Raw genomic sequence first — 21,071 nt, forward strand, 5'->3', positions numbered from 1 at the left:
GTGCCGGTCACGTGCGGGGAGTCCTTTCGTCGAGGGGGGCGGCGGTCCCGGTCCAGGCCACCACGTAGTGGCGCGGCGGCAGGCCGGGCGGATTGTGCAGTTCGGCGCAGTGCACGGTGTAGCGGCGTGGGCCGTCCGGGCCGGGGGCCGCGACCAGCAGGGCGGCGGGTTCCGCGGCGATGACGGCGAAGTCGCGCGGGCGGCCCCGCAGTCCGGTGCCCTCGGCCTTGGCGACGGCCTCCTTGGCAGCCCAGAACCGGGTGAACCAGAGCTCCGCGGAATCCTCCGAGTCGAGTTGGCGTTCGGTCAGCAGTCGCGATTCGGATTCGCCCAACGCCACCTTCGACAACTCCGGTGTGCGCTCGGTGACTTCCTCCAGGTCAATGCCGACCGGGCCGGCCCCGGCCGGGCGGACCAGGGCCACGGCCGCCTCGCCCCGGTGCGCCAGCGAGACCGCCAGCGGTGGGAGCGCCCGCCCGTGCACACCGACCACCTGCGGCTGCCCCGCCGGGGAGTTGACGACTGCGATCTCGGCCGGGAACACCGGGCCCTCGCCCTGCGCCCAGAGCAGCCGGCGGACGGCGTCCTTGACCGCGATCCGGCCCAGCAGCCAGGCCCGCCGGCCACGCGGCGGCTGCTGCTCGTAGCGGGCGCGTTCGGCGGCGCCCAGGTGGTTGCGCATGATCAGGTCGCGCGAGGCCAGATCGGGCCAGCGTTCGTGCACCAGCACCCAGCCGCCCGGGCGCGGGCTGGAGAGGGTGTTGCGGTCGACGAACCGCTCCACCGGCCGGGTGTCGGGGTGGCTGTCGAAGCGGCGGTCCTGCCAGCCGCTCACCTCGGCCCAGACCCGGTCGCCGATCCGCAGCTGGACGTCCGCCTCCAGCACCGTGTCGGTGAGTGCGGTGATCCGGATGTGGCAGTGCAGCCGGGTGCCGGGTGGCGGTGGCGGGCCGAAGAAGGCGAGCTGCCGCATGCCGACCGGGAAGACCACGGTTCGATCGGTGCGCGTCGCCATGATCCAGTAGCCCAGCAACTGGCCGACGTTGTCCAGCAGCGCGCCGGGAGCGGCCGGCGCGGTGATCACGCCGCGCACCTGCCGCTCGCCGAGCGCGGTGAGCTCGGTCAGGCCCTGGAAGGCGGGGCCGTGGAACATCCACCGTTCCTGGTAGAGCCCGGCGGCGGTCAACTCGGGAGTCCGCTCGGTGGCGTCAGCCACCGGCCACGGTGCGGGCAGCTTACCACGGCGCTCCGCCAGCTCGACGGTGCCGCGCGCGAACCCGCCGAAATCGGCGGCCAGTTGCGCCGGGCCGATCGGGCGCAGCGTGATCGGCACCTCGAGCGGGGACGCGGCCGGGACCCACTGCTCGAACCGCAGATCCAGCAGCCGGGCCGCAAACCGGCCCGGCTGCACGCGCTCGGCGGCGTCCATCAGGTGCTGCACGATGGTGGTGGCGGGGACCACGGGCCAGCGGTCGACCAGGTCGGGCCAGCCCGGGCGCTGCCGGAAGAAGCAGTGGTCGAGCAGGTAGGGCATGGCCGTGGTGGAGACCACCAGCGTGGTGACCACGGGCGTCGCAGTCGGCGCGGGTGTCCGCCCCGCGCGGATCGTTTTGGCCGCCGTGCTTTCGCTGGCCGCGGGTGCGGCAGGCGGCGCGGGTGTCCGCCCCGCGCGGATCGTTTTGGCCGCCGTGCTTTCGCTGGCCGCGGGCGCGGCGGGTGACGCGGGTGTCCGCCCCGCGCGGAGCAGTTCGGCCGTCGTGCGTTCGGTGGCCACGGGCATGGCAGGCGGCGCGGGTGCCTGCCCCGCGCGGATCAGTTCGGCCGCCGTGCGTTCGGTTTCCCTCAGCAGCGCGTCGAGTTCGGCGGCGATCGGGAAGCCGGCCAGCGGGGACTCCGGCTGACGCGGCGCCAACTCGGCGCGCAGCCGGCCGAGAGCGGGCGGATCGAGTGACACCAGGGCGCCGCCCAGGTCCAGCCGCACCGCCGGATGGGCCCGCCCGGACGGCTCCGCCGTCGGCCGCCGGTCCAGCGCCGTCGTGTCCGGCTCGGCGCCGTCGACCCAGAGCGCCGCCGCAAGTCGGCGCAGCTGCGCCAGTCCGTCGCGCTGCGCGGAGTTGGCGGCGACCACCAGGTGCTCGCGGTCCCCGAGGGTGTCGTCCACCAGCGAGCCCAGCTGCCCGGGGCCCATCTGGACGAACGCCCGGAACCCGGCCCCGTACATGGCCTCGACCAGCGGGCGGAACCGCACCGGCTCCAGCAGGTGGCGCAGGAAGAGCGCGCGCACGTCGGCCTCGGTGTCCGGGAACGGCGCGGCGGTGGTGCCCGACCAGACCGGCACGCTCGGCCGGTGCAGCTCGAACCGCTCGGCCGCCGCCCGGATCGGCGCCAAGTACGGTGCCAGCATGGGGGTGTGGAAGCCGGACCGGAACGGCAGCAGCTGACCGAGCACCCCCTTGGCGCGGAACCAGTGGACCAGCTCGGTGACCGGCTGCTCGGGTCCGCAGACGATCGACTGCTGCGGCGCGTTGTCGTGCGACAGCACCACCTCGGCCATGCCCTCGACGGTGGCCAACACCTGCCGCACCCGCTCGGCGGACGCGCCGAGCGCGGCGAAGGCCAGCCCCGGCACCTGCAGCGAGTCCGGGTCGAAGGCCGCGAGGAAGGCGTCCACTGCGGCCCCGGCGTACAGCCCGCCGGCGATCATCGCGGTCCACTCGCCCACGCTGTGACCGGCCACCGCGTCCGGTCGCACGCCGATCCGGCGCAGCACCGTGTCCAGCAGCCGCCCCACCGCGACCACGCCGACGCCGTGCCGACCGACGTCCGCCACCGCGGCGCCCCGGGCCCCGCCGACCGGCCGGGCCAGGCCGAAGTGGTCGGCGACCTCGTCCACCCGAGGGGTGAACTCACCTTCCAGGCCGGGGAAGAGGAAGGCCAGTCGGCCGCCGGTCGCACCACCGAGCAGCGGACGCGGGGCGAACCACACGTCGCCCCGCCCACGCCAGGCCCGGCCGCGGGCGACGGCCCGGCGAGCCAGCGCCAAGCGCTTGGCGGTCGGGTCGGCGACCGCCAGCCTGCAGCGCGGCGCGGCGCCGTCCTGCGGAACCCCTGCGGCCAGTACCGCCGCATCGTCACCCGTCAGCAATCGGGCCAACTGCTCGGGGGTCTCGGCGGCCAACCGCAGCACCCGCTCCGGCTCGCCCACGGTCACGGCGTGCCGGCGCACGTGCGCGTTCGGCGTCTGCTCAACCACCATGTGCGCGTTCGGCGCCTGCTCAAGCACCACGTGCGCGTTGATCCCGCCGAACCCGAAGGCGTTGACCGCCGCCCGGCGCGGCACCCCCGGCGGCGTCTCCCAGGGGCTCGCCGCGCCGATGGTGCGGAACCGGGTGCCGGCGAGCGCCGGGTGCGGTTCGTCGCAGTGCAGCGTGGGCAGCAGCACGCCGTGGTGCACGGCCAGCGCAGCCTTGACCAGGCCCGCCACGCCGGCGGCCGGCATGGTGTGCCCGATCATCGACTTCACCGAGCCCAGCACGGCCCGCTCGGCACCCCCCACGGCTGGTCCGAACACCTCCGCCAGGGTGGCGAGTTCGGCCGCGTCACCAGCCGGGGTGGCGGTGCCGTGGGCCTCCAGCAGCCCGACTGAGCCGGGCGCCCTCGGGTCCAGCCCGGCCGCCCGCCAGGCCGCCCGCACCGCGCGGGCCTGGCCGCCCGGATCGGGGTTGGCCAGACCGGCCGTGCGACCGTCGCCGGCCACGCCGGTGCCCCGGATCACGGCGTACACCCGGTCCCCGTCCCGCTCGGCGTCGGCCAGCCGCTTGAGTACCACCACACCCGTGCCCTCACCGATCAGGATCCCGTCCGCGTCCCGGTGGAACGGGCGGATCCGCTCGCTCGGTGACAGCGCCCGCAGCTGGGCGAAGACGCTCCACAACGTCACGTCGTGGCAGTGGTGCACCCCGCCGGCCAGCACCACGTCGCAGCGCCCGGTGGCCAGTTCGCCCACCGCCTGGTCGACGGCGACCAGTGAGGAGGCGCAGGCGGCGTCGACGGTGTAGGCCGGGCCGCGCAGGTCCAGCCGGTTGGCCACCCGGGAGGCGGCCAAGTTGGGCACCAGCCCGATCGCCGACTCCGGGCGGTCCGGACCGAGCCGGTCGACGAACGCCTGGTGCACCCGCCCTAGTTGATCAGCCGTCAGATCGGGCAGCAATTCGCCCAACGTGCGGACCAACTGGCGTGCGCTGCGCACCCGTTGATCGAGCCGGACCAGGCCGGGGGTCAGGTAGCCGCCACGACCGAGCACCACACCGACCCGGTCGCGATCGGGCAACCGGTCCGGGCCGCCGGCATCCATGAGGGCCGCCGCGGCCACTTGGAGCGCGATCAGCTGGTCCGGCTCGGTGCCGGGCAGCGAACTCGGCATCAGCCCGAACCTGGTCGGTTGCACCTCGGCCAAGCCGTCCACGAAGCCGCCGCGCCGGCAGTACAGGCGATCGGGCGCGGAGGTGCCCATGGGGTCGTAGTACTCCGGATCCCAGCGTCCGGCCGGGACTTCGGTGATCGCGTCCACCCCGCCGACCAGGTTGTGCCAGTAGGCGGGCAGATCCGGCGCACCCGGGAACAGCACCGCCATGCCGACCACGGCCACGGCGGGTCGGTGGTCCGTAGCAGAAGTCACCGAGTCACCAACCCGATGCCGTGTAGACCACGGACCGCACCGACTCCTCGCCCCAGGCCAGCTCCCGCAGCAGCGCCAGGGTGCCCGCCACCGGGTCGATCAGCCGCACCCCGCGCCGCTGGTAGTCGCGCGCCAGCTCCGGCGAGACCATTCCGCCGTGCGCACCGGCAGGTGCCCACGGCCCCCAGTGCACGGTGAGCGCCCGCCGTCCGGTGCGCGCCGCCCAGCGGACGCCCAGCTCCTCCAGCGCGTCGTTGGCGGCCGCGTAGTCGGCCTGGCCGCGATTGCCGAGCGCGGCTGCGATGCTGCCGAACAGCACGGTGAACCGCGGCCCGGCACCCGGGAGTTCGGACAGCGCGTCGAGCAGGGTCCGGGCCCCCTCGGCCTTGGTGGCGAACACTCGCCGGAAGGACTGCGGATCCTTCTCGGCCAGTACCTTGTCCTCGATCACGCCCGCCGCGTAGACCACGCCGTCGAGTCGGCCGTGCGCCGCGTAGACCTCCTTGATCGCCTGGCGCAACGCGGCCGGATCGGCGGCGTCCACGGCCTGGTAGCGGGCCTGCGCGCCGAGCGAAGCCAACTCGCCCAGGGTCGCGGTGACCTCGCGGCCGGCCAGCAGCCGGGCGGCGGTCCGCTCCACCTCGGGCAGCGGCACACCTTGGCGAGCCAGTGCGGCCCGCAGCGCCGTGCGGTCCGGCGCGGCCGCCGTCGCCGGGTCCTCAGGGCCCTCCGGCAGCGCGGTGCGGCCGAGCAGCTCCAGTCGGCAGCGCGCCGCCGCGGCGAGGGTGGCCGCGAACCGCGCGGTGATCCCGCGGGCGCCACCGACGAGCAGTACCACGGCCTCGCCGTCCAGGCCCAGTGCGGCGGCCTCCGACACGCCGTCACCGGCCGGCCCGGCGCCGGTGCTGCCCAGCAGGCCGAGCGGTGCCGGGACCAGGGTGAGGGCCTGGCGGCCGGCCGGGGTGTGCAGCACGACCGGCTCGTGGTCGGGGGCGAGCAGCTCGCCGACCAGGGCCTGGGCCATCGCCCCGGGCTCCGCTGCCGGGTCGAGCTCGACGAGGCCGGCGGTGAGCTCGGGGTACTCGCGGGCCAGCGTGCGGAACAGGCCGCGCAAGCCGTCCGCCCGAGCGTGATCGCGCACCCCGGCGGCGCGGGCGGCGAGCAGTCGGCGCGGAGCACGGGCCAACGCGGCCTGCAGGACGGGCACCGAACCGGGCAGCACGGGGGCGCCGTGCTCGCTGAGCGGGTCCAGGAGCACCACCCCGTCGACCGCGCCGTCCGCGGCCGACAACAGGTGATCGCCGTCCAGCAGCAGCGGCTGCGCACCGGCGGCGACCAGGCGGGCCGCGAGCGCCTGCGCCACGCCGTCCGGTCCGGTGCCCAGCAGTGCGATCCGCCGCCCTGCCAGCGGAGCGGTCGCGAGATCCGGATCGGCGAGCGGCACCGGTTGGAACAGCAGGCGGACGGGCTCGTGGCCGGCGACGGCGGGCACGGGCGACTCCTCCGCCGTGGCGACGGGTGTGGTGGGTCGGGCGGTGCGGGTGGTGAGCCAGCTGGTGATGGCGGCTGCGGTGCGGGCGCGGGAGAGTTCTTCGAGCTCGTCGTCGGTGAGGGTGCTGAGTTCGGTGTCGTTGGTGAGGCGTTTGGCGAGTTGGCCGATGATCTCGGTGCGTTTGATGGAGTCGATGCTGAGGTCGGCTTCGAGGTCGAGGTCGGGTTCGATCATGTCGGCCGGGTAGCCGGTGCGTTCGCTGATCACCTCGACCACGGCGGCGAGCAGGTCCACGGCCCCCGAGACCGGAGGCAGGCCGGCGGCCACCCCCGGGCCGGCGGCGGCTGCCGGGGCAGTGGCCACCCCCGGGGCAGCGGCCACTGCCGGGGCGGCGGCCGGCGGGACGACGACCGGAGCCGGCAGCGCAACGGGCGCCACCGCGGGCACCGGCCGTGCCCCGCCGAAGTAGGCCAGCAGCACGTCCCGCTGCGCTTGGATCAACTCCCGGCTGCTGCGCAGGAAATCCGCGATCAGCTCATCGCCGGCGGACGGTCTCTCGCTCGCCTGCTGCGGTGCCATCAGGGCCTCCGGTACGGGTCGGGCCGGTGCCAGCGCACCGGGGAGGAAGTCGCCGTCGGCGGTGCGGACCAGCTGCCCGTCGACCGTCCAGCCGGGGCGGCGTGCGGACGTCACGCGCCCGGGGTCCACCACACCGCGGCCGCGCAGCAAGCGGCCGGTGCGCACGGGAACGCCGGCGACGGCCAGTTCGGCCAGCGCGTCCAGGAACCCGGGCAGGCCCTTGCGCCGCGCCTCGAGGGAGATCGCGCGGTGCGGCCGGTCACCCAGCACCGCCGTCACCAGCCGGGTCAGCACCGAGCCGGGTCCGGCCTCCACGAAGGTGCGGGCACCGGCCGCGTACATCGCCTCCACCTGGTCGGCGAACCGCACCTCGGCACCGATCTGCGCTGCCAACTCCGCCCGGACTCCTGCCGGATCCGCTGGGTACGGGCTCGCGGCACGGTTCCCGTAGACCGGGAACTCCGGCGCCCGCACCACCCGTTCGGCCAGCGAGCCGGCGAACCGCTCACCCGCGCCGGCCACCAGCGGGCTGTGGAACGCGCAGGCCACCGGCAACCGCTTCACCGAGCACCCGGCCCCGCGCAGCAGCTCCATCGCCGTGTCCAGCTCGGCCGTCGGCCCGGAGATCACCGTCTGGCTGGGCGAGTTGCGGTTGGCGGTCACCACCCGGCCCGCCAGCCCGCCCGCCGTGAGGACGCGTTGGACCTGCTCGGCCCCGGCCGTGACCGCCGCCATCGCGCCGGGGTCGGCTCCGGCGCCCACCGCGTCCAGGATGGCCCGCGCCCGCTCCGCGCTGAGCGCGGGCAGGTCCTGCGCGGCCAGCGCCCCGGCGGCGCAGAGCGCGACCAACTCCCCGTAGCTGTGCCCGCCGGCCAGGTCGGGCCGGACCCCGGCGAGCGCGAGCAACTCGTGCGCCGCGAGGCCCGTCATGCCCAGCACCGGTTGCGCCACCCGGGTGTCGGTGAGCGCGGCGCGCTGCCGCTCCCGGGCCTCGGCGGTGAACGCCGCCGGCGGGTAGAGCACCTCCGCGTACTCCTCGCCGTGTCCCAGGTAGCGCTGCAGGCCGGGGAAGGCGGCGAACAATTCGGCGAACATCCCTGGCCGTTGACTGCCCTGACCGGGAAAGAGGAAGGCCACCTGCCCGGCGGTGCTCCGGCCGTGAGCGTCCTGCCCGGCGGTGTCCCGGCCGTGAGCCACCTGCCCCGAGGTGTCCCGGCCGTGAGCCACCTGCCCCGAGGTGGCCCGTGCCTGGACGTCCGGCGCCGAGGTGTCTCGTGCCGCCCACCCCGGAGCGTCCCGTTCGGCCGCCTCCTCACCGGCCACGTGCAGCCGCGCCGCCGGGTCGCCCTCACCGGCCACATGCAGCCCCGCCGCCGGGTCGCTCTCACCGGCCGCCGCCCGCCGCAGCAGCCCGCACAACTCCTCGACCCCGCCGGCCACCACCGCCACCCGCACCGGTCCGTGCCCCGACTCAGCCAGCCGGGCGGCGGCCAGCGCCAAGTCACGCAGACGCGGCGGCGCGCCCGGCGCCTCGGCCAGCCGCAGCACCTCGGTCACCGCGCGGAGGGCACGCGCCTGGTCGGCCCCCCGGAAAAGGAAGAGCTCGGCCGGCCACTCCTGCAGGCCATGGGTCGGCGTCGGGCCCTGGTGGCCCCGCAGCACCGCGTGGAAGTTGGTGCCGCCGAAGCCGAACGCGCTGACCCCGGCCACCCGCCGGTCCGCCGGCCCAGCCCATGGCCGCGCCTCGGTGTGGAACCCGAACGGGCTCCGGTCCGCCTGCCACGCCGGGTTCGGCCGGCTCAGGTGCAGGGTGGGCGGCTTGACGCCGGTGTGCAGCGCCAGCGCGGCCTTGATCAGGCCGGCCACGCCGGCCGCGCACTTGGTGTGCCCGATCTGCGACTTCACCGAACCCAGCGCACAACTGCCCGGCGCTGCTCCCGCCTCGGTGAACACCTCGGTCAGGGTGGCCAGTTCGGTACGGTCGCCGACCACCGTCCCGGTCCCGTGCGCCTCCACCAGCCCGACCTCGGCCGGCCCGATCCCGGCCTGGCGGTAGGCGCGCTCCAGCGCGGCGCGCTGACCCTCGGGGCGCGGTGCGGTCAGGCCCAGTGAACGGCCGTCGCTCGCACTGCCGATGCCCTGGATCACCGCGTACACCCGGTCGCCGTCCCGCTGCGCGTCGGCCAGGCGCTTGAGCACCAGGCAGCCCACCCCCTCACCGAGGGCGATGCCGTCGGCGGAGGCGTCGAACGGCCGGGACCGCCCGGTCGGTGAGAGGGCGTGCACCGAGGCGAAGAGCAGGTAGTCGTTGATGCCGTTGTGCAGGTCGGCGCCGCCGCACAGCGCCAGGTCGGCGGTTCCGGCGACCAGTTCCTTGCAGGCCACGTCCAGTGCGGCGAGCGAGGAGGCGCAGGCCGCGTCCACGGTGAAGTTGCCGCCGCCGAGGTCGAGCCGGTTGGCGATCCGGCCGGAGATCACATTGGCCAGCATGCCGGGGAAGGAGTCCTCGGTGAGCTCGGGCAACTGCTCCGCGATCGCGGGCGGCACGGCACCGCCCAGGTACCCGGGAAGCACCGCGCCCAGCACACCCGCGTTCGACAGGTCGCTGCCCGCCTCGGCCCCGAACAGCACGCTGGTGCGGGCCCGGTCGAACGGCCGCCCACCGGCGCCGTCGCCGCCGTCGTACCCGGCGTCCGCCAGCGCCCGCCGGGCCGCCTCCAGTGCGAGCAACTGCACCGGCTCGATGCTGCCCAGCGCGGCCGGCGGGATGCCGTAGGCGAGCGGGTCGAACGGGATGCGCGGCAGGAATCCGCCCCATTTGGACGGGGTGGTGCCGGGCCCGCCGTCCGCCGAGTGGTAGAGCGCAGGGTCCCACCGCTCGGTCGGCACTTCGGTGATCGCGTCCACCCCTGCCAGGATGTTGGCCCAGAACGCGGGCAGGTCCGGCGCCTGCGGGAACATGCCCGCCATGCCGATCACAGCGATCTCCAGCGGCTCCGGGGCCGGCTCCTCGCCCTTGGCTTCGGCCATCGCCAACCGCCGCGCCCGGTCGGACAGGTGAGCGGCCGCACCGTTGCTGACGGCGGTGTGCAGCTCGGCCAGCGTGGTGGTCTCCGACCGCAGCACGGCCACCTGCCCGGCCATGAACATCCCTTGCGCCAGCTGCCCGGGCTCATCCACCGGCGCCAGTTCACCGTCGACCCGGTCCAGGCCCTTGCTGGCGATCCGCAGCCGGCCGACGTTCAGCCGCTCCAACTGCTCCCAAGCCTCGCGGTCCGGCACGCCCTGCTCACGCAACCGAGCGCTCCGGCGGGCGAACTCCTCGGTGAACGGGCTCGGCACGCACCGGGTGGCATGCCCGGGAGCGGTCTGCAGCAGCTCGGTGCCCCGGGCCTCGCAGACCTGGCGCTGGAACACCGGCCGCACCGCCCCGTACGCCACCGCCTCCTCGGTGAACAGGTACGCGGTGCCCATCAGCAGCCCGGCCGCCACTCCGTGTTCGGCCAGCGGCGCGGCGAGCGCCGCCACCATGGCCGCCGAGCGCTCGTCATGCACCCCGCCCGCGAAGAGCACCTCGATCGACTGCGGTTCCCTCGCCGCTGCCAGGAAGTCGGCCAGTACGGCCAGTTGCGCCTCCCAGAGCGGGAAGCCGTACCGCGGCCCGACATGACCGCCGCACTCCGACCCCTCGAAGACGAACCGGCGCGCGCCGTCCTCCAGGAACTGGCGCAGCAACCCGGGGGAGGGGACGTGCAGGAAGGTTCGTATCCCGGCCTGCTCCAACACCCGGGCCTGCGACGGGCGGCCACCCGCGATCACCGCATGGCTGGGCCGTGCGGCCAGCACCTCGGCCAGCTGGGCGCTGCGCACCTCCTCCGGCGCGAAACCCAGCACACCGACACCCCACGGGAGACCGCCGATCTCGGCGGCGGTCCGGGCGAGCAGATCACGGGTCTGCTCCGGGCCGGCCAACGCCAGCGCCACGAACGGCAGCGCCCCGGCCTTGGCCACCGCGGCCGCGAACCCGGGTTCGTCACTCACCCTGGTCATCGGCCCCTGGGCCACCGGCAGCCGCGTGCCGAGCGCCCGGCTGAGCGGCGACTGTGACCCCAACAGCGCATCGGAAGCGCCGGGTTCGGCGAGCGCACGCAGCACTCCGGTGACCGCCTCCCGCACCCCGCGCACCGCCCGCTCCACCGTGCCGTACCGCTCGGCGAACCGCGCGGCCAGGAAGCCGTCCTGGCCGACCATCCACTCCATCGCGCCACGGCGCAGCATCCGGACCCCGTCGACCAGGACGGTCTCCGAACCGTCCATGCCGCGAAGGGCGGCCGCCGCCTCATCGGGCGCAGCCGACTCGGCCAGCAGCGCGAGTTGGCTGTCCAGCACCACGCCCGCCGCGCCACCGGCCACGGCCGCCGCAGCGGTGTAGGTGCCGATGCCACCGCAGGCCCACACCGGTAGCCCGAGCAACGGCGCGGCCAGCAGCTCCTGGAGCAGCACGAAGGTGCTCAACTCGCCGACTCTGCCACCGCTTTCGCAACCGCGCGCGATCAGCCCGGCGGCGCCCGCGCGAGCGGCCGCCAGTGCCTGTGCCAGGTCGGTCACCTCCACCAGCAGCCGGTGGTCGGTGGCGAGTTCGGCGAGCTCCCAGTCGGGCAGCCCGACGGGCAGCACCAGGACCTCAGGCTGGTCGCCGCGGTTGCCGTCGCGCAACTCCGCGGGGGTGAGCCGGCATTGCGACCCGATCCGGATCCCGAACCGCCCGGGAGCGCGTTCCCGCAGGGCGGCGAGCTCCTCCCTGGCCCGGCGGTCGCCCCGGCCGAGGTCGAGCACACCGAGGCCGCCTGCGCGGCACACGGCCTCGGCCAGCCCGGCGTCGGGTTCATGGAACGGGGTGATCCCGACGACGACGTCGGGCAGCGTCAACGCGGGCCTCGTCGGCCTCATCAAGCTCTCTCCGATGCTGAGTCACGGCGCAGTTGGGGGCAGGTGCGACTCCCGGATACGGGCACGGCAAGAAACCCTCACAGATCGCGCGGAGGGTGCTCGCGGAATCCGATCCCCGGTTCGAATCCGACGCTACCCACTGGTAGCGCCAGCCAGGTTAAGCCAGGGTTGCACGGACATGTCAATGGCACGTGCGGAGACACCTGCTGCTCACATGTGGACTGACGTCCAGTCAGAACCCTTGGGCCGCCTGGGCAGATGAACGGCGGAGGATCGGAGCTTCGCAAGTCCTCGCAGGTTCTTGCACATTGTCCCGAGACGGGCTGCCGGGATCCGGGCCAGGCCAGGGCGGATCCGCAGGCCCGCGCCGTCCGGCACCGGCGCACCGGTCGAACGCCGACACGCAGCCCCGCCAGTGCACCGGTCGAACGCCGACGCGCCGACGCGCCGACGCGCCGACATGCCGACGTGCCGACGTGCCGGCGCGCCCGGCGAGCGTTCGGCCGCCCCGGCACTGTGGCAGAGCCGGCGAGGTGCGGGGGCGGCCTGAGCAAACGTCAGCTCAACTCAGCTCAGCGGACGACAGAGCAGCGCGTCCGGCACGCCGTACTGGAGCCACTTCCAGGTGTAGGCGACGCCGGCGACGTACTCGTTGTCGGCGCACTGGCCCTTGTAGTAGCCGGGCGCCCAGTCGCTGGCGTTCGAGCCGCCACTGGTGGGGCGGTTGTCGCCGTGGTCGAACCAGACGTCGTGCCCGGCGGTCGGCAGGGTGCGGGCGGACGGCGCGCAGAGCAGGGCGGCCATGGAGTTGCTGTTGACGCTGTAGCCGACAGCGTAGGTGTTGTCGGGGCACTGCAGCTTGTTGTAGCCGACCGCCCAGTCGCCTTCGGTGACGTAGCGCTCGTCGGTGACGGCGGTGAACGGCCCGCCCGTGGCGGCGGGTTCGCCGGCGTCGGTGCACAGGCCGCGGCTGTCGCTGCGGCCCAGGCCCACCAGGCGTTCGGTGTCCGGGCAGTCGCCCTTGCGGTTGCCGTAACTCCAGTCGCTCTGCGCCAGCATGGTGGCCGAGGCGTCCTGGTCGGCGTTGTCGAGGTCGAGCATGTTCCAGTGGTTCACCCGTGGCACCTGGCCGCTGTACGAGGGCGCGTTGATCAGCTTGTTCCAGTCGGGCGCCCGCCAGTCCCCGGGATCATTGAGGCTGAGCTGGTTGCCGCGGGTGTCGTAGTCGAGCAGCGCCCAGTTGTCCTGCGGGTTGCCGTTGGCGTCGGTCCAGCCGACCAGCGGCCACACGGCGAAGTCGGTGTCGTTCTTCACCAGGATGTCGGTGAAGTTGTCGAACCAGGCCTGCTCCTTGGTGTCCGTGGAGCCGCGACCGGCGGCACCGAACTCGCTCACCCACACGGGGGCGGTGAAGTGCTGGCCGGACTGGGTGACGAACAGGGCTTCCTGGTTGACCACCTGGGCGAGCTGGTCGGGAGTGAAGTCCTCGTAGCGCGGGTCGCTGGTGGCGCCCAATCCGCTGGTGGCACCGGTGTTGGCCGGGCCGGTGTAGGCGTAGAAGTGCGCGGAGTACACCAGCTTGCCGGAGTTGATCAGGGTGTTGGAGAGGTTGGCGACCGGGGTGAGCATCGGCCGCCCGTGCGGGGTGATGGCCGTCGGGATGCCCTGCCAGTTGATGCCCTCCATGATGATCAGCATGTCGGGGTCGGCCTGGAGGATCTTGTTGCCGGCCTCCTCGAAGGCGGCGTACTCGTCGTGGCTGTCACCCATGCCCCAGTTGGGGTCGTCCCAGGTGTCGCGGCGCACCTCGTTGCGCAGGTCGGCGCCGACCACGCGCTTGTTGTTCTTGTAGCGGTTCACCATGAACAGCCAGTCGTCCTCCCACTGCTGGGTGGTCTGGCCGCTGTTCCAGCGCTCGTTGCCGTCCAGGCCGCAGCAGAACCGGTAGCTGGTGGTGTGGTTGTTGAGGATCACCGCGAACCCGTCGCCGGTCAGCGCGGCCACCACGGCGTCATAGACCTGGAGCGGGGTCATGCCCTTCAGCTGCGGGTTCGCCGCCACGGCCGAGTCCGGCACGGTGCCGGTGTCGTGGATCAGCGCGTTGGCGAACGGCAGCCGGACGGCGTTGAGACCGAGGCTGTGGAAGCCCGCCAGGATCTCGCCGATCGGGGCGCGGTCCAGGCCGAGCGGGATGTTGTGGGACACCTGGCCGGCCTGGTTGTTCGCCGGGTCGTTGACGTCCCCGCTGCCTTCCCAAGTGCCCTGCGCGCCGGACCAGTTGCCGGCCTGCAGCTTGAACCGGTCGCCGTTCGCGTCGACGATGTACCGGCCGCGGGTGCTGAGCGGGCCGGTCCAGGACGCGGAGAGCTGGGCGCCGGTCAGCACCGGGGCGGCCGGCGCGCCGGCGACGGTGGTGGCGGAGGCGGGTGCGGCTGTGATGCCGGCGGGTACGCCGAGCAGGGCCACGGCCGTGGCGACCGCCAAGACCATGTGGCGGCGGAGGGCTCGGGGCGCGCGCGCCGGGCTGGTGAAAGTCACGGTGTCTCTCCAAGGGGCCGGAGTGGGAGGCAAGGTGATCGGGGGGAAGGCGCAGCGGGCCCCGGGAAGGGGGCAGGCCCGCGGTGCTCCGGCGACATGGTGGCTCAGCGGCGCGCCGAAAACCATAGCCGGCGGGGAAGTCGGGGCTGGCAACCCGGCCATGGCCCCCACGACGGGCAGCCCACTCCGGGCGCACCCGGTTGCCCAAGTCGACCCGTCGTCAGGGTGCGGCGGCGATGGCGTGCCGCCGCTGCCACACCCCGGCGGAGATGCGGGCCAGCAGGCGGGCGGCGGGATCGTGCACGTCCTCGCCGTTGGCCAGCGGGCCGGTGTAGCAGACGGCGAGCGCATAGGGCGGCGCGTCCGTCGGGCGGACCACCGCGGCGCTGTGCCGTGCCCCGGGGAGCCAGCCGTTCTTCCCGGCCAGGCGGGTGCCGGGCGGCAGACCTGCCGCCAGATCCACCCGGTGCGCGTTGTGCTCCAACATCGCCAGCACCTCGGGCTCCAGCGACTCCAGGAGGAGTACCAGATCGAGCGCGCTCACCCGGTTGTGCATCCCCGCCTGCCGGGCGGCGTGGTCCTCGATGCCCCGTGGTGTTCGGCCCACCGCCCCCGCTCGGTGCCACACCTGCGCGACCGCCGGCGCCCCGACCTGGCCCAGGCACAGGTTGGTCGCCAGGTTGGAGGAGTGGGTGACCATCCGTTCGGCCAGCCAGCGCAGCGGCACCCGCTCGCCCAGGTGCTGCCACGGCAGCGGATCGCTGTCCCAGTCCCTGGTGTTGGCGTACTCGCCACCGGCTGCCGACCGGAAGCTGTTGATCACGGGTACCGGCTGTTCCCAGTCGAGCCCGCCGCGGTACAGGGCCGCCAGCACGGCCATCTTCATGGTGCTGGCAGCTTCGTGCGGCACCCGCTCGTTGCGCAGCACCACCGGATCGCGCCGCCAGGGCGCCACCACCACCGATAGCACGGCCTCATCGTAGCCGTCGGGCGGGTCGGAAGACTCGGCCCGCGTCCGGTCCGAGCGGGTGATGAGCGACGGGGGACGCGGTGACATGCTCGCCCGCGGCGCATGCACCGGCTGAGCCGGCTGGGCGGCGGCCGCCACTGGTGCCGCCGCCGTGCTGCCCGTCGTCGCGAAAGCATGAACCCGCGACAGACGTATGCGAATTAACCAAACTCTCACAATTCCTCCCTCTTGCGCAGATCTGTGCCTGACGGCACGATGTCGCGGAGGTGATCGCCATGCCGCGTCGAAGATCGCGAAGACCGTTCCGACTCGCCAGCCTGCTGGCTGCTGCGGCGTTGGCCCTCTCCGTCGCGGGAGCGGCCGGAGTGGCGCTGACGCTGCTGCGGAGACCGACCCGGTCGGTGCTCCAACTCGCCGCTCCGCCACTGGCGCTTCCGGCCTTGCGGGTGACGCCCACCGCCACGCCGTCGGTGCCGGCGCCGCCACGCGACGGCGCGCTCCAGGACGCGGAGGACGCGCTCAGGGGCGACCCCGTCTACCTGCCGCAGGACAGCGACCCCGCCGATACGTCCGCCATGGAGTCCGTGGTCCAGGGCGCCGGCGGCGGACTCTACGTGGCCCAGCTACCCGCGACCTCGGCGCGGTTCGCCGGGGGCGGCCAGCAGCTGGTCGACCGGCTCTGCCATGACCTCGCCTTGACCGGATACGATCCCGACCCCAGCTGCGTCGTCCTCGCCGACCGGCAACTCTGGCTGTCTTCAGCCGTGTTGAGCAGGACTGAACTGGACGCGCTCCGGCGCCGGGCGACCGCCGGCGCCGCGACCGACCCCGACTCGGCACTCGGTGTCCTGGCCGCTTCGCTCGGCGCCGACCTCGGCAGCCTGCGTGCCTCCGAGGCCGACGCCGACGCCGACGCGCCGGCGACCCCCGAACCGCGCGCCCCCGGCAGTGGACTGCCGTACCCGCGGCTCGCCGAGCAGGGCGTGCTCAGCGCAACCCTGCTGCTCCTGCTCTGGCGGGTGGTCGCCGTGCGGAGCGGGCGGGTGCACGACGGGCGGCACTGCTGAGCCGTTCAGCCCGCCGAGCGCTGCCCGAAGGGGCCGGCGGCCCCGAAGACGAGCGCGGCGAACCGCTCGGCGATGTGGCGGTGGGTGGCGGCATCGGGGTGCAGGCCGTCGGGGAGCGGCAGTCGGGCGGCGTCGGCCTCGCCGTAGAGCTCGCGGCCGTCCAGGTGGTGCAGATTGGCGTCCTCGGCGGCGCGCTGCTCCACGATGCGGGCCAGTTCGGCGCGGATGACGCGCAGCGTGAGCTTCCCGGCCGCGGTCTCGGCGGGGTCGCCCGTCGCGCGGAAGCGCACCTCGCCGGCGCCGAGGGCCGTGAAGTCGAACCCGGTGGGGCCGGGAACCTCCTCGTGCATCGGGCACAGGATGGGGGAGACGACCAGGAGCGGCGTGGTCGGATGGCCCTCCCGGATGGTGTCGAGGAACCCGTGGACGGCCGGTGCGAACGCGCGCAGGCGCATCAGGTCGGCGTTGACCACGTTGATGCCCAGCTTGACGCTGATCAGGTCGGCCCGGGTGTCGCGCAGCGTACGGGCGGTGAACGGGTCGAGCAGGGCGCTGCCGCCCAGGCCCAGGTTGACCAGCTCCACCCGGCCGGCCGCCGCGGCCAGCGCCGGCCAGGTGGTGCTGGGGCTGGCGGCATCGGAGCCGTGGCTGATCGAACTGCCGTGGTGCAGCCACACGGTGCGGTCGCGGTCGGACAGCGGCGCGACCGGGCGGTCGGTGCGCAGGGCGGCGAGCTCGGTGGTCTCGTCGTGCGGCAGCCAGATCTCCACCTCCTTCTCGCCCTCCGGCAGGTCGGCGAAGCGAAGGGTGCCGACCGGGCCGGGCCGTGAGGCGGTGGTGCCGGTGCTCAAGTCGATGGTCAGGGTGTTGCCGTCGGTCAGGCTCGCCTGGTCGGCCAGGCGGCCGTCGATGCGCAGGTCGTAGACGCCGTCCGGTCGCGGCGGGGCACCCGGGTAGATCCGCTTGGTGGGCAGGGCGTCCAGCTCGATGACGGTGGCGTGGGTGCGGAAGGCCAGCCGCACGCCGGAGGGTTGGGACTCCGCCATGGCCAACTGCGGGTCCGGGCACTGCTCGCGAGCCCGGGCGGGCAGTCGGTGCGGGAGCACGCCGTGCTCGGTGTGCTCCAAGTCGAGGGCGCCACGGAGGAGTTCGGTGGTGATGGGGGTGGTGATCAGGTGGTTCGGGGTCTTCATCGGCCGATGCCTGTTCGGGGTCGGGGTGAGGTGTGGCAACTCGTTCAGGGAGTGGGCCAGTTGCGCAGCAGGGCGTCGAGGGCGTCCAGGATCCGCGTCCAGGTCTGCTCGGTGTCGGGGGCGCTGTGACTGAAGCCGCCGCCGAGTTCGAGGCTGACGTAGCCGTGGAAGGTGCTGCCCAGCAGTCGCACGGCGTGCGTCTGGTCCGGTTCGGAGAGGTGGTAGCCGCGCAGCACCGCGCGCGTCAGCTGTGCGTGTCGTACGCCCGCGCTGGCCGCCGCGGTCTGCGGGTTCAGCCGGAGCTGGGCGGCGGCGTAGCGACCGGGGTGCTCCCTGGCGTAGTCGCGGTAGACGTTGGCGAGGGCGGTCAGGGCGTCCTTGCCGGAGCGGCCGGCCAGTGCGGTGGCCGCCCGGTCGGCGAGTTCCTCGAGGGCGAGCAGGGCGATCCCGGTCTTGAGTTCCTGGGAGTTCCGCAGGTGCGAGTAGAGGCTCGCGACCTTGACGTCGAACCGGCGGGCCAGCGCCGAGACCGTCACCTGCTCGAAGCCGACCTCGTCGGCCAGTTCCGCGCCCGCCCGGATCAGACGATCCGCGCTCAATCCGGCCCGTGCCATAACCACTCTCCTATCTGCCGAAAGTGATTATGAGCCTGCCTAAACGGTTTAGGCAAGTGTGCGTCGGTCGACGGCCCACGCGCAAGCGGTCGGGACATCGATCCAGGCCCGGGCGGGCCGAGGCCGCGTCGCGTGCGCGACACGGCCTCATTCGCGGTTGCTCCGCAGGCTTCCGGCTACTGCTTGCCACTGATCTCGATCCGGCGGGCCGTCGGGCGGGTGATGTCCATCGGCACCGTCACGGTCAGGATGCCGTCGGCGTACGTGGCCCTGACGTCCTCCTCCCGGGCCTGGCTCGGGAGTGGGATCGAACGGGTGAACGAGCCGTAGCGGAACTCGGAGCGCTGCTTCTCCCGGTGCTCCTCCGATCGTTCGGCCTTGATGGTCAGGACACCGTCCACCACAGTGATCTCGGCATCCCTGGCCGGATCGATGCCGGGAAGCTCGGCCTGGATGACATGACTGCCCTCCTCGTCGAACTCCTCGACGCGGATGTACTGCTCGGCCGACTCCCGCCCGAACGGGAACCCCTCCAGCCACTCGGAGAAGTCCGGCCACTGGGAGAACGGGTGTCGTGCTCGTTTGCTCATCTCGCCCGCCATGCGAACTGCCTCCCTTCGCGCATGTCCGGGACCGCGCCTACCCGGTTCGGGCGCACCGACACGCCGCTCGCCACCCGTGTCGCGGCCCGCCACACGGGTCAGGGTGGTTGGCATCGGCAGGTCTGGGTAGGAGAGGAAGTGATCGCGGATCGACCGCGATCACGCGTCACCCGAATTTCGGATGGAGACTCCTCGCGCCCCCGCTGGGTTGTGGCGCCGAAACGGCCGGCCCCGGGGCGTACGCTCTGCGGTGTCTGGGAGATGAGTACCATGCCGGCTTCGGCGAGTGCCGACGCCGAGACCACTGTCACGAGGCCCGCGACCACTCCGGTACCACCGCGTCCCAGCCAGGCCCGGCTGCGCGCGATGGGCAAGGACGAGGCTCGCGAGCTGAGTGATGCGCTCTTCGCCCGGCTGACCGGGTTGGAACGCGAGTCTGCGGCCTACAGTTACGTTCGCGGCACCATCATCGAGTTGAACATGCCGCTGGTGCGGTTCGTGGCCGGCCGGTTCCGGCACCGCTCCGAGGAGATGCAGGACCTGGTGCAGATCGGCACGGTCGGACTGATCAAGGCCGTGGACGGCTACGACCCCGGCCGCGGCGTGGAGTTCGTGACGTACGCGATCCCGACGATCTCCGGCGAGATCAAGCGCTACTTCCGGGACACCTCGTGGCCGGTCCGGGTGCCGCGCAGCGTGCAGGAGCTGTACCTGACGGTGGTGCGCGGCTCGGACCGCCTGGAGCAGCAGCTGGGCCGGGTGCCCCGCCCGGAGGAGATCGCCGACGACCTGGACCTCGCCGAGGAGCAGGTGGCCGAGGGGCAGGCGGCCGGACGGGTGTGCCGCACGGACTCGCTGGACGCGCTGCACGACGAACAGGACCCGGCAGGCAGTTCCCTGCTCGACCGGATGGGCGAACGGGACGCCGAACTCGACCTGGTCGAGTTCCGGGAGGCCGTGCGGCCGCTGCTGGCGGCGCTCCCGTACCGCGAGCGGTTCATCCTGGTGCTGCGCTTCTGGGACGACCTGACGCAGAGTCAGATAGCCGCGCGGGTGGGGATCTCGCAGATGCACGTCTCCCGGCTGCTGACGGCCACCCTGAAGGAGCTGCGGGAGCGCCTCGATTCCGACTGACGCCCCCCACGGCGCCTGAGAAATGCCGACGTCGGCTGAAGAATGCCGGCGCCGGCACCTGACGCCGACCGACCGGCCCAGCCCAGGCGCCGACGCCTCGGCCCAGCGCAAGCGCCGACGCCCCGGCCTCAGCGCAAGCGCCGACGCCTCGGCTCAGCCAGAGCGCCAACGCCCCGGCAGCGCAAGCGCCGACGCCCCGGCTCAGCGCCGGCGCCGACGCAGCAGGTGGGCCGGCATCACCAGCCAGCAGATCGCGAACCACCCCATCACCACGGCGCTGATCACCCAAGCCACGGCACCGCCGCCGGTGGCGACCAGCAGCAGGAGCAGCAGGGCGGTGGCGATGGCCAGCGCCAGCAGTATCACCCCCAGCGCGACCAAGCGGTGGGCGGCCTGCACCAGTTCAAGCTTCAAGCGGTGCCCGGCCAGGATCCGGTGGAAGGCGACCGGGGCGATCAGCGTGCCGGTCGCCAGCGCACCCAGCACCACCGTGGCGATGTAGAGCCCGTTCTCCAGGCGGTTCAACTGGGTGAAACGCGGGGTGAACGCCACGCTCAGCAGGAAGCCGAAGAGGATCTGGGCGCCGGTCTGCGCCACCCGGACCTCCTGAAGCGTCTCCGCCCAGCGACGGTCCGCGCGCTCGAACGGGGTCTCGTGGCGCCCCTTCTCGGCGGGCTGCTTGCTCTGGGTGGGCCGCTCGGCCCGCCTCGGCGTTCTCACAGCGGGGCGTTTGTCCCAAGGACCGCCGGGCAAACGCCCCGCCGGAAGCACCGGAGGTGCGCCTGATGGACGGGCTGAACGAGCAGACAGAGCCGGCGATGACCGTCTCGGTGCGGCCCTGGGCCCGCGGCACCGTGGTGGCGCCCGAAGGCGAGCTGGACCTGGACACGGCGGAACTGCTGCGCGACGCCCTGGAACGGCAGCTGCGCGGTCGGTGGCCGCACATCCTGGTGGACTGCGCCGGGCTGCGGTTCTGCGACTCCACCGGTCTGAGGGTGATCCTGCGGGCCCGCACGGCCGCCCAGGCCGCCGGGGGCGGACTCGACCTGGTGGCGCCGCGCCCGGCCCTGCTGCGACTGCTGGCGCTGACCGGGACGGAGGAGGTCTTCCCGGTGTACGCCAGCGTGGCCGAGGCCGAGGCCGAGGGCGCCATCGAACCTCCGGGCCCATCCGACCGGCGGAACAGGAGATGACGGAACGTGCACGGCGGGGTGCTGTGCGGGAGTGAGGGGAAGTGCCGAGCGGCAGCGAGGT

At 73.7% G+C, this 21,071-nt stretch carries 11 protein-coding genes; 3 read left to right on the top strand and 8 right to left on the bottom strand.

Annotation, left to right across the window (positions count from 1 at the left end):
* Positions 1-7: 7 nt before the first annotated feature.
* From LN042_RS12485 to LN042_RS12500, 4 genes are all read right to left on the bottom strand, one after another.
* Positions 8-4,633 carry a type I polyketide synthase gene (locus LN042_RS12485; protein WP_230051270.1) on the bottom strand — a complete coding sequence of 1,542 codons (4,626 nt, stop codon included), beginning with the start codon at positions 4,631-4,633 and terminating at the stop codon, positions 8-10.
* A gap of 49 nt (positions 4,634-4,682) precedes the next feature.
* Complete coding sequence (locus LN042_RS12490) at positions 4,683-11,699, bottom strand: type I polyketide synthase (RefSeq protein WP_230051220.1); 7,017 nt, start codon at positions 11,697-11,699, stop codon at positions 4,683-4,685.
* 567 nt (positions 11,700-12,266) lie between these two features.
* Positions 12,267-14,237 carry a glycoside hydrolase family 5 protein gene (locus LN042_RS12495; RefSeq protein ID WP_308191800.1) on the bottom strand — a complete coding sequence of 657 codons (1,971 nt, stop codon included), beginning with the start codon at positions 14,235-14,237 and terminating at the stop codon, positions 12,267-12,269.
* A gap of 220 nt (positions 14,238-14,457) precedes the next feature.
* On the bottom strand, positions 14,458-15,207 hold the full coding sequence (locus LN042_RS12500; protein ID WP_230051221.1) for a serine hydrolase: 750 nt from the start codon (positions 15,205-15,207) through the stop codon (positions 14,458-14,460).
* Between the two features lie 275 nt (positions 15,208-15,482).
* Between LN042_RS12500 and LN042_RS12505 the strand changes: the two genes are divergently transcribed.
* Positions 15,483-16,274 carry a hypothetical protein gene (locus LN042_RS12505; protein WP_230051222.1) on the top strand — a complete coding sequence of 264 codons (792 nt, stop codon included), beginning with the start codon at positions 15,483-15,485 and terminating at the stop codon, positions 16,272-16,274.
* A 5-nt stretch (positions 16,275-16,279) separates the two neighbouring features.
* Here LN042_RS12505 and LN042_RS12510 read toward each other — a convergent pair whose 3' ends face one another.
* The 3 genes from LN042_RS12510 to LN042_RS12520 all read right to left on the bottom strand — a co-directional run bounded on the left by LN042_RS12510 (position 16,280) and on the right by LN042_RS12520 (position 18,683).
* Positions 16,280-17,467 carry a GDSL-type esterase/lipase family protein gene (locus LN042_RS12510; RefSeq protein WP_230051223.1) on the bottom strand — a complete coding sequence of 396 codons (1,188 nt, stop codon included), beginning with the start codon at positions 17,465-17,467 and terminating at the stop codon, positions 16,280-16,282.
* A gap of 44 nt (positions 17,468-17,511) precedes the next feature.
* Positions 17,512-18,081, bottom strand: coding sequence for a TetR/AcrR family transcriptional regulator (locus LN042_RS12515; protein WP_230051224.1), 570 nt, complete (start codon positions 18,079-18,081; stop codon positions 17,512-17,514).
* A gap of 176 nt (positions 18,082-18,257) precedes the next feature.
* Entirely contained in the window at positions 18,258-18,683 is a 426-nt protein-coding gene (locus LN042_RS12520) for an Hsp20/alpha crystallin family protein (protein ID WP_230051225.1), read from the bottom strand.
* 261 nt (positions 18,684-18,944) lie between these two features.
* On the opposite strand from LN042_RS12520, the gene LN042_RS12525 reads away from it, so the two are divergent.
* Positions 18,945-19,817, top strand: a complete 873-nt coding sequence (locus LN042_RS12525) for a SigB/SigF/SigG family RNA polymerase sigma factor (protein ID WP_230051226.1) — start codon at positions 18,945-18,947, stop codon at positions 19,815-19,817.
* Positions 19,818-20,018: 201 nt separating this feature from the next.
* Here the strand turns inward: LN042_RS12525 and LN042_RS12530 are convergent, their stop codons facing one another.
* A complete protein-coding gene (locus LN042_RS12530; protein ID WP_230051227.1) occupies positions 20,019-20,537 on the bottom strand; it encodes a DUF6328 family protein in 519 nt (172 codons plus the stop codon).
* Positions 20,538-20,602: 65 nt separating this feature from the next.
* On the opposite strand from LN042_RS12530, the gene LN042_RS12535 reads away from it, so the two are divergent.
* Positions 20,603-21,010, top strand: coding sequence for an STAS domain-containing protein (locus LN042_RS12535; protein ID WP_230051228.1), 408 nt, complete (start codon positions 20,603-20,605; stop codon positions 21,008-21,010).
* The last annotated feature ends 61 nt before the right edge of the window (positions 21,011-21,071 follow it).

This window comes from Kitasatospora humi (assembly GCF_020907985.1).
GTDB lineage: Bacteria > Actinomycetota > Actinomycetes > Streptomycetales > Streptomycetaceae > Kitasatospora > Kitasatospora humi.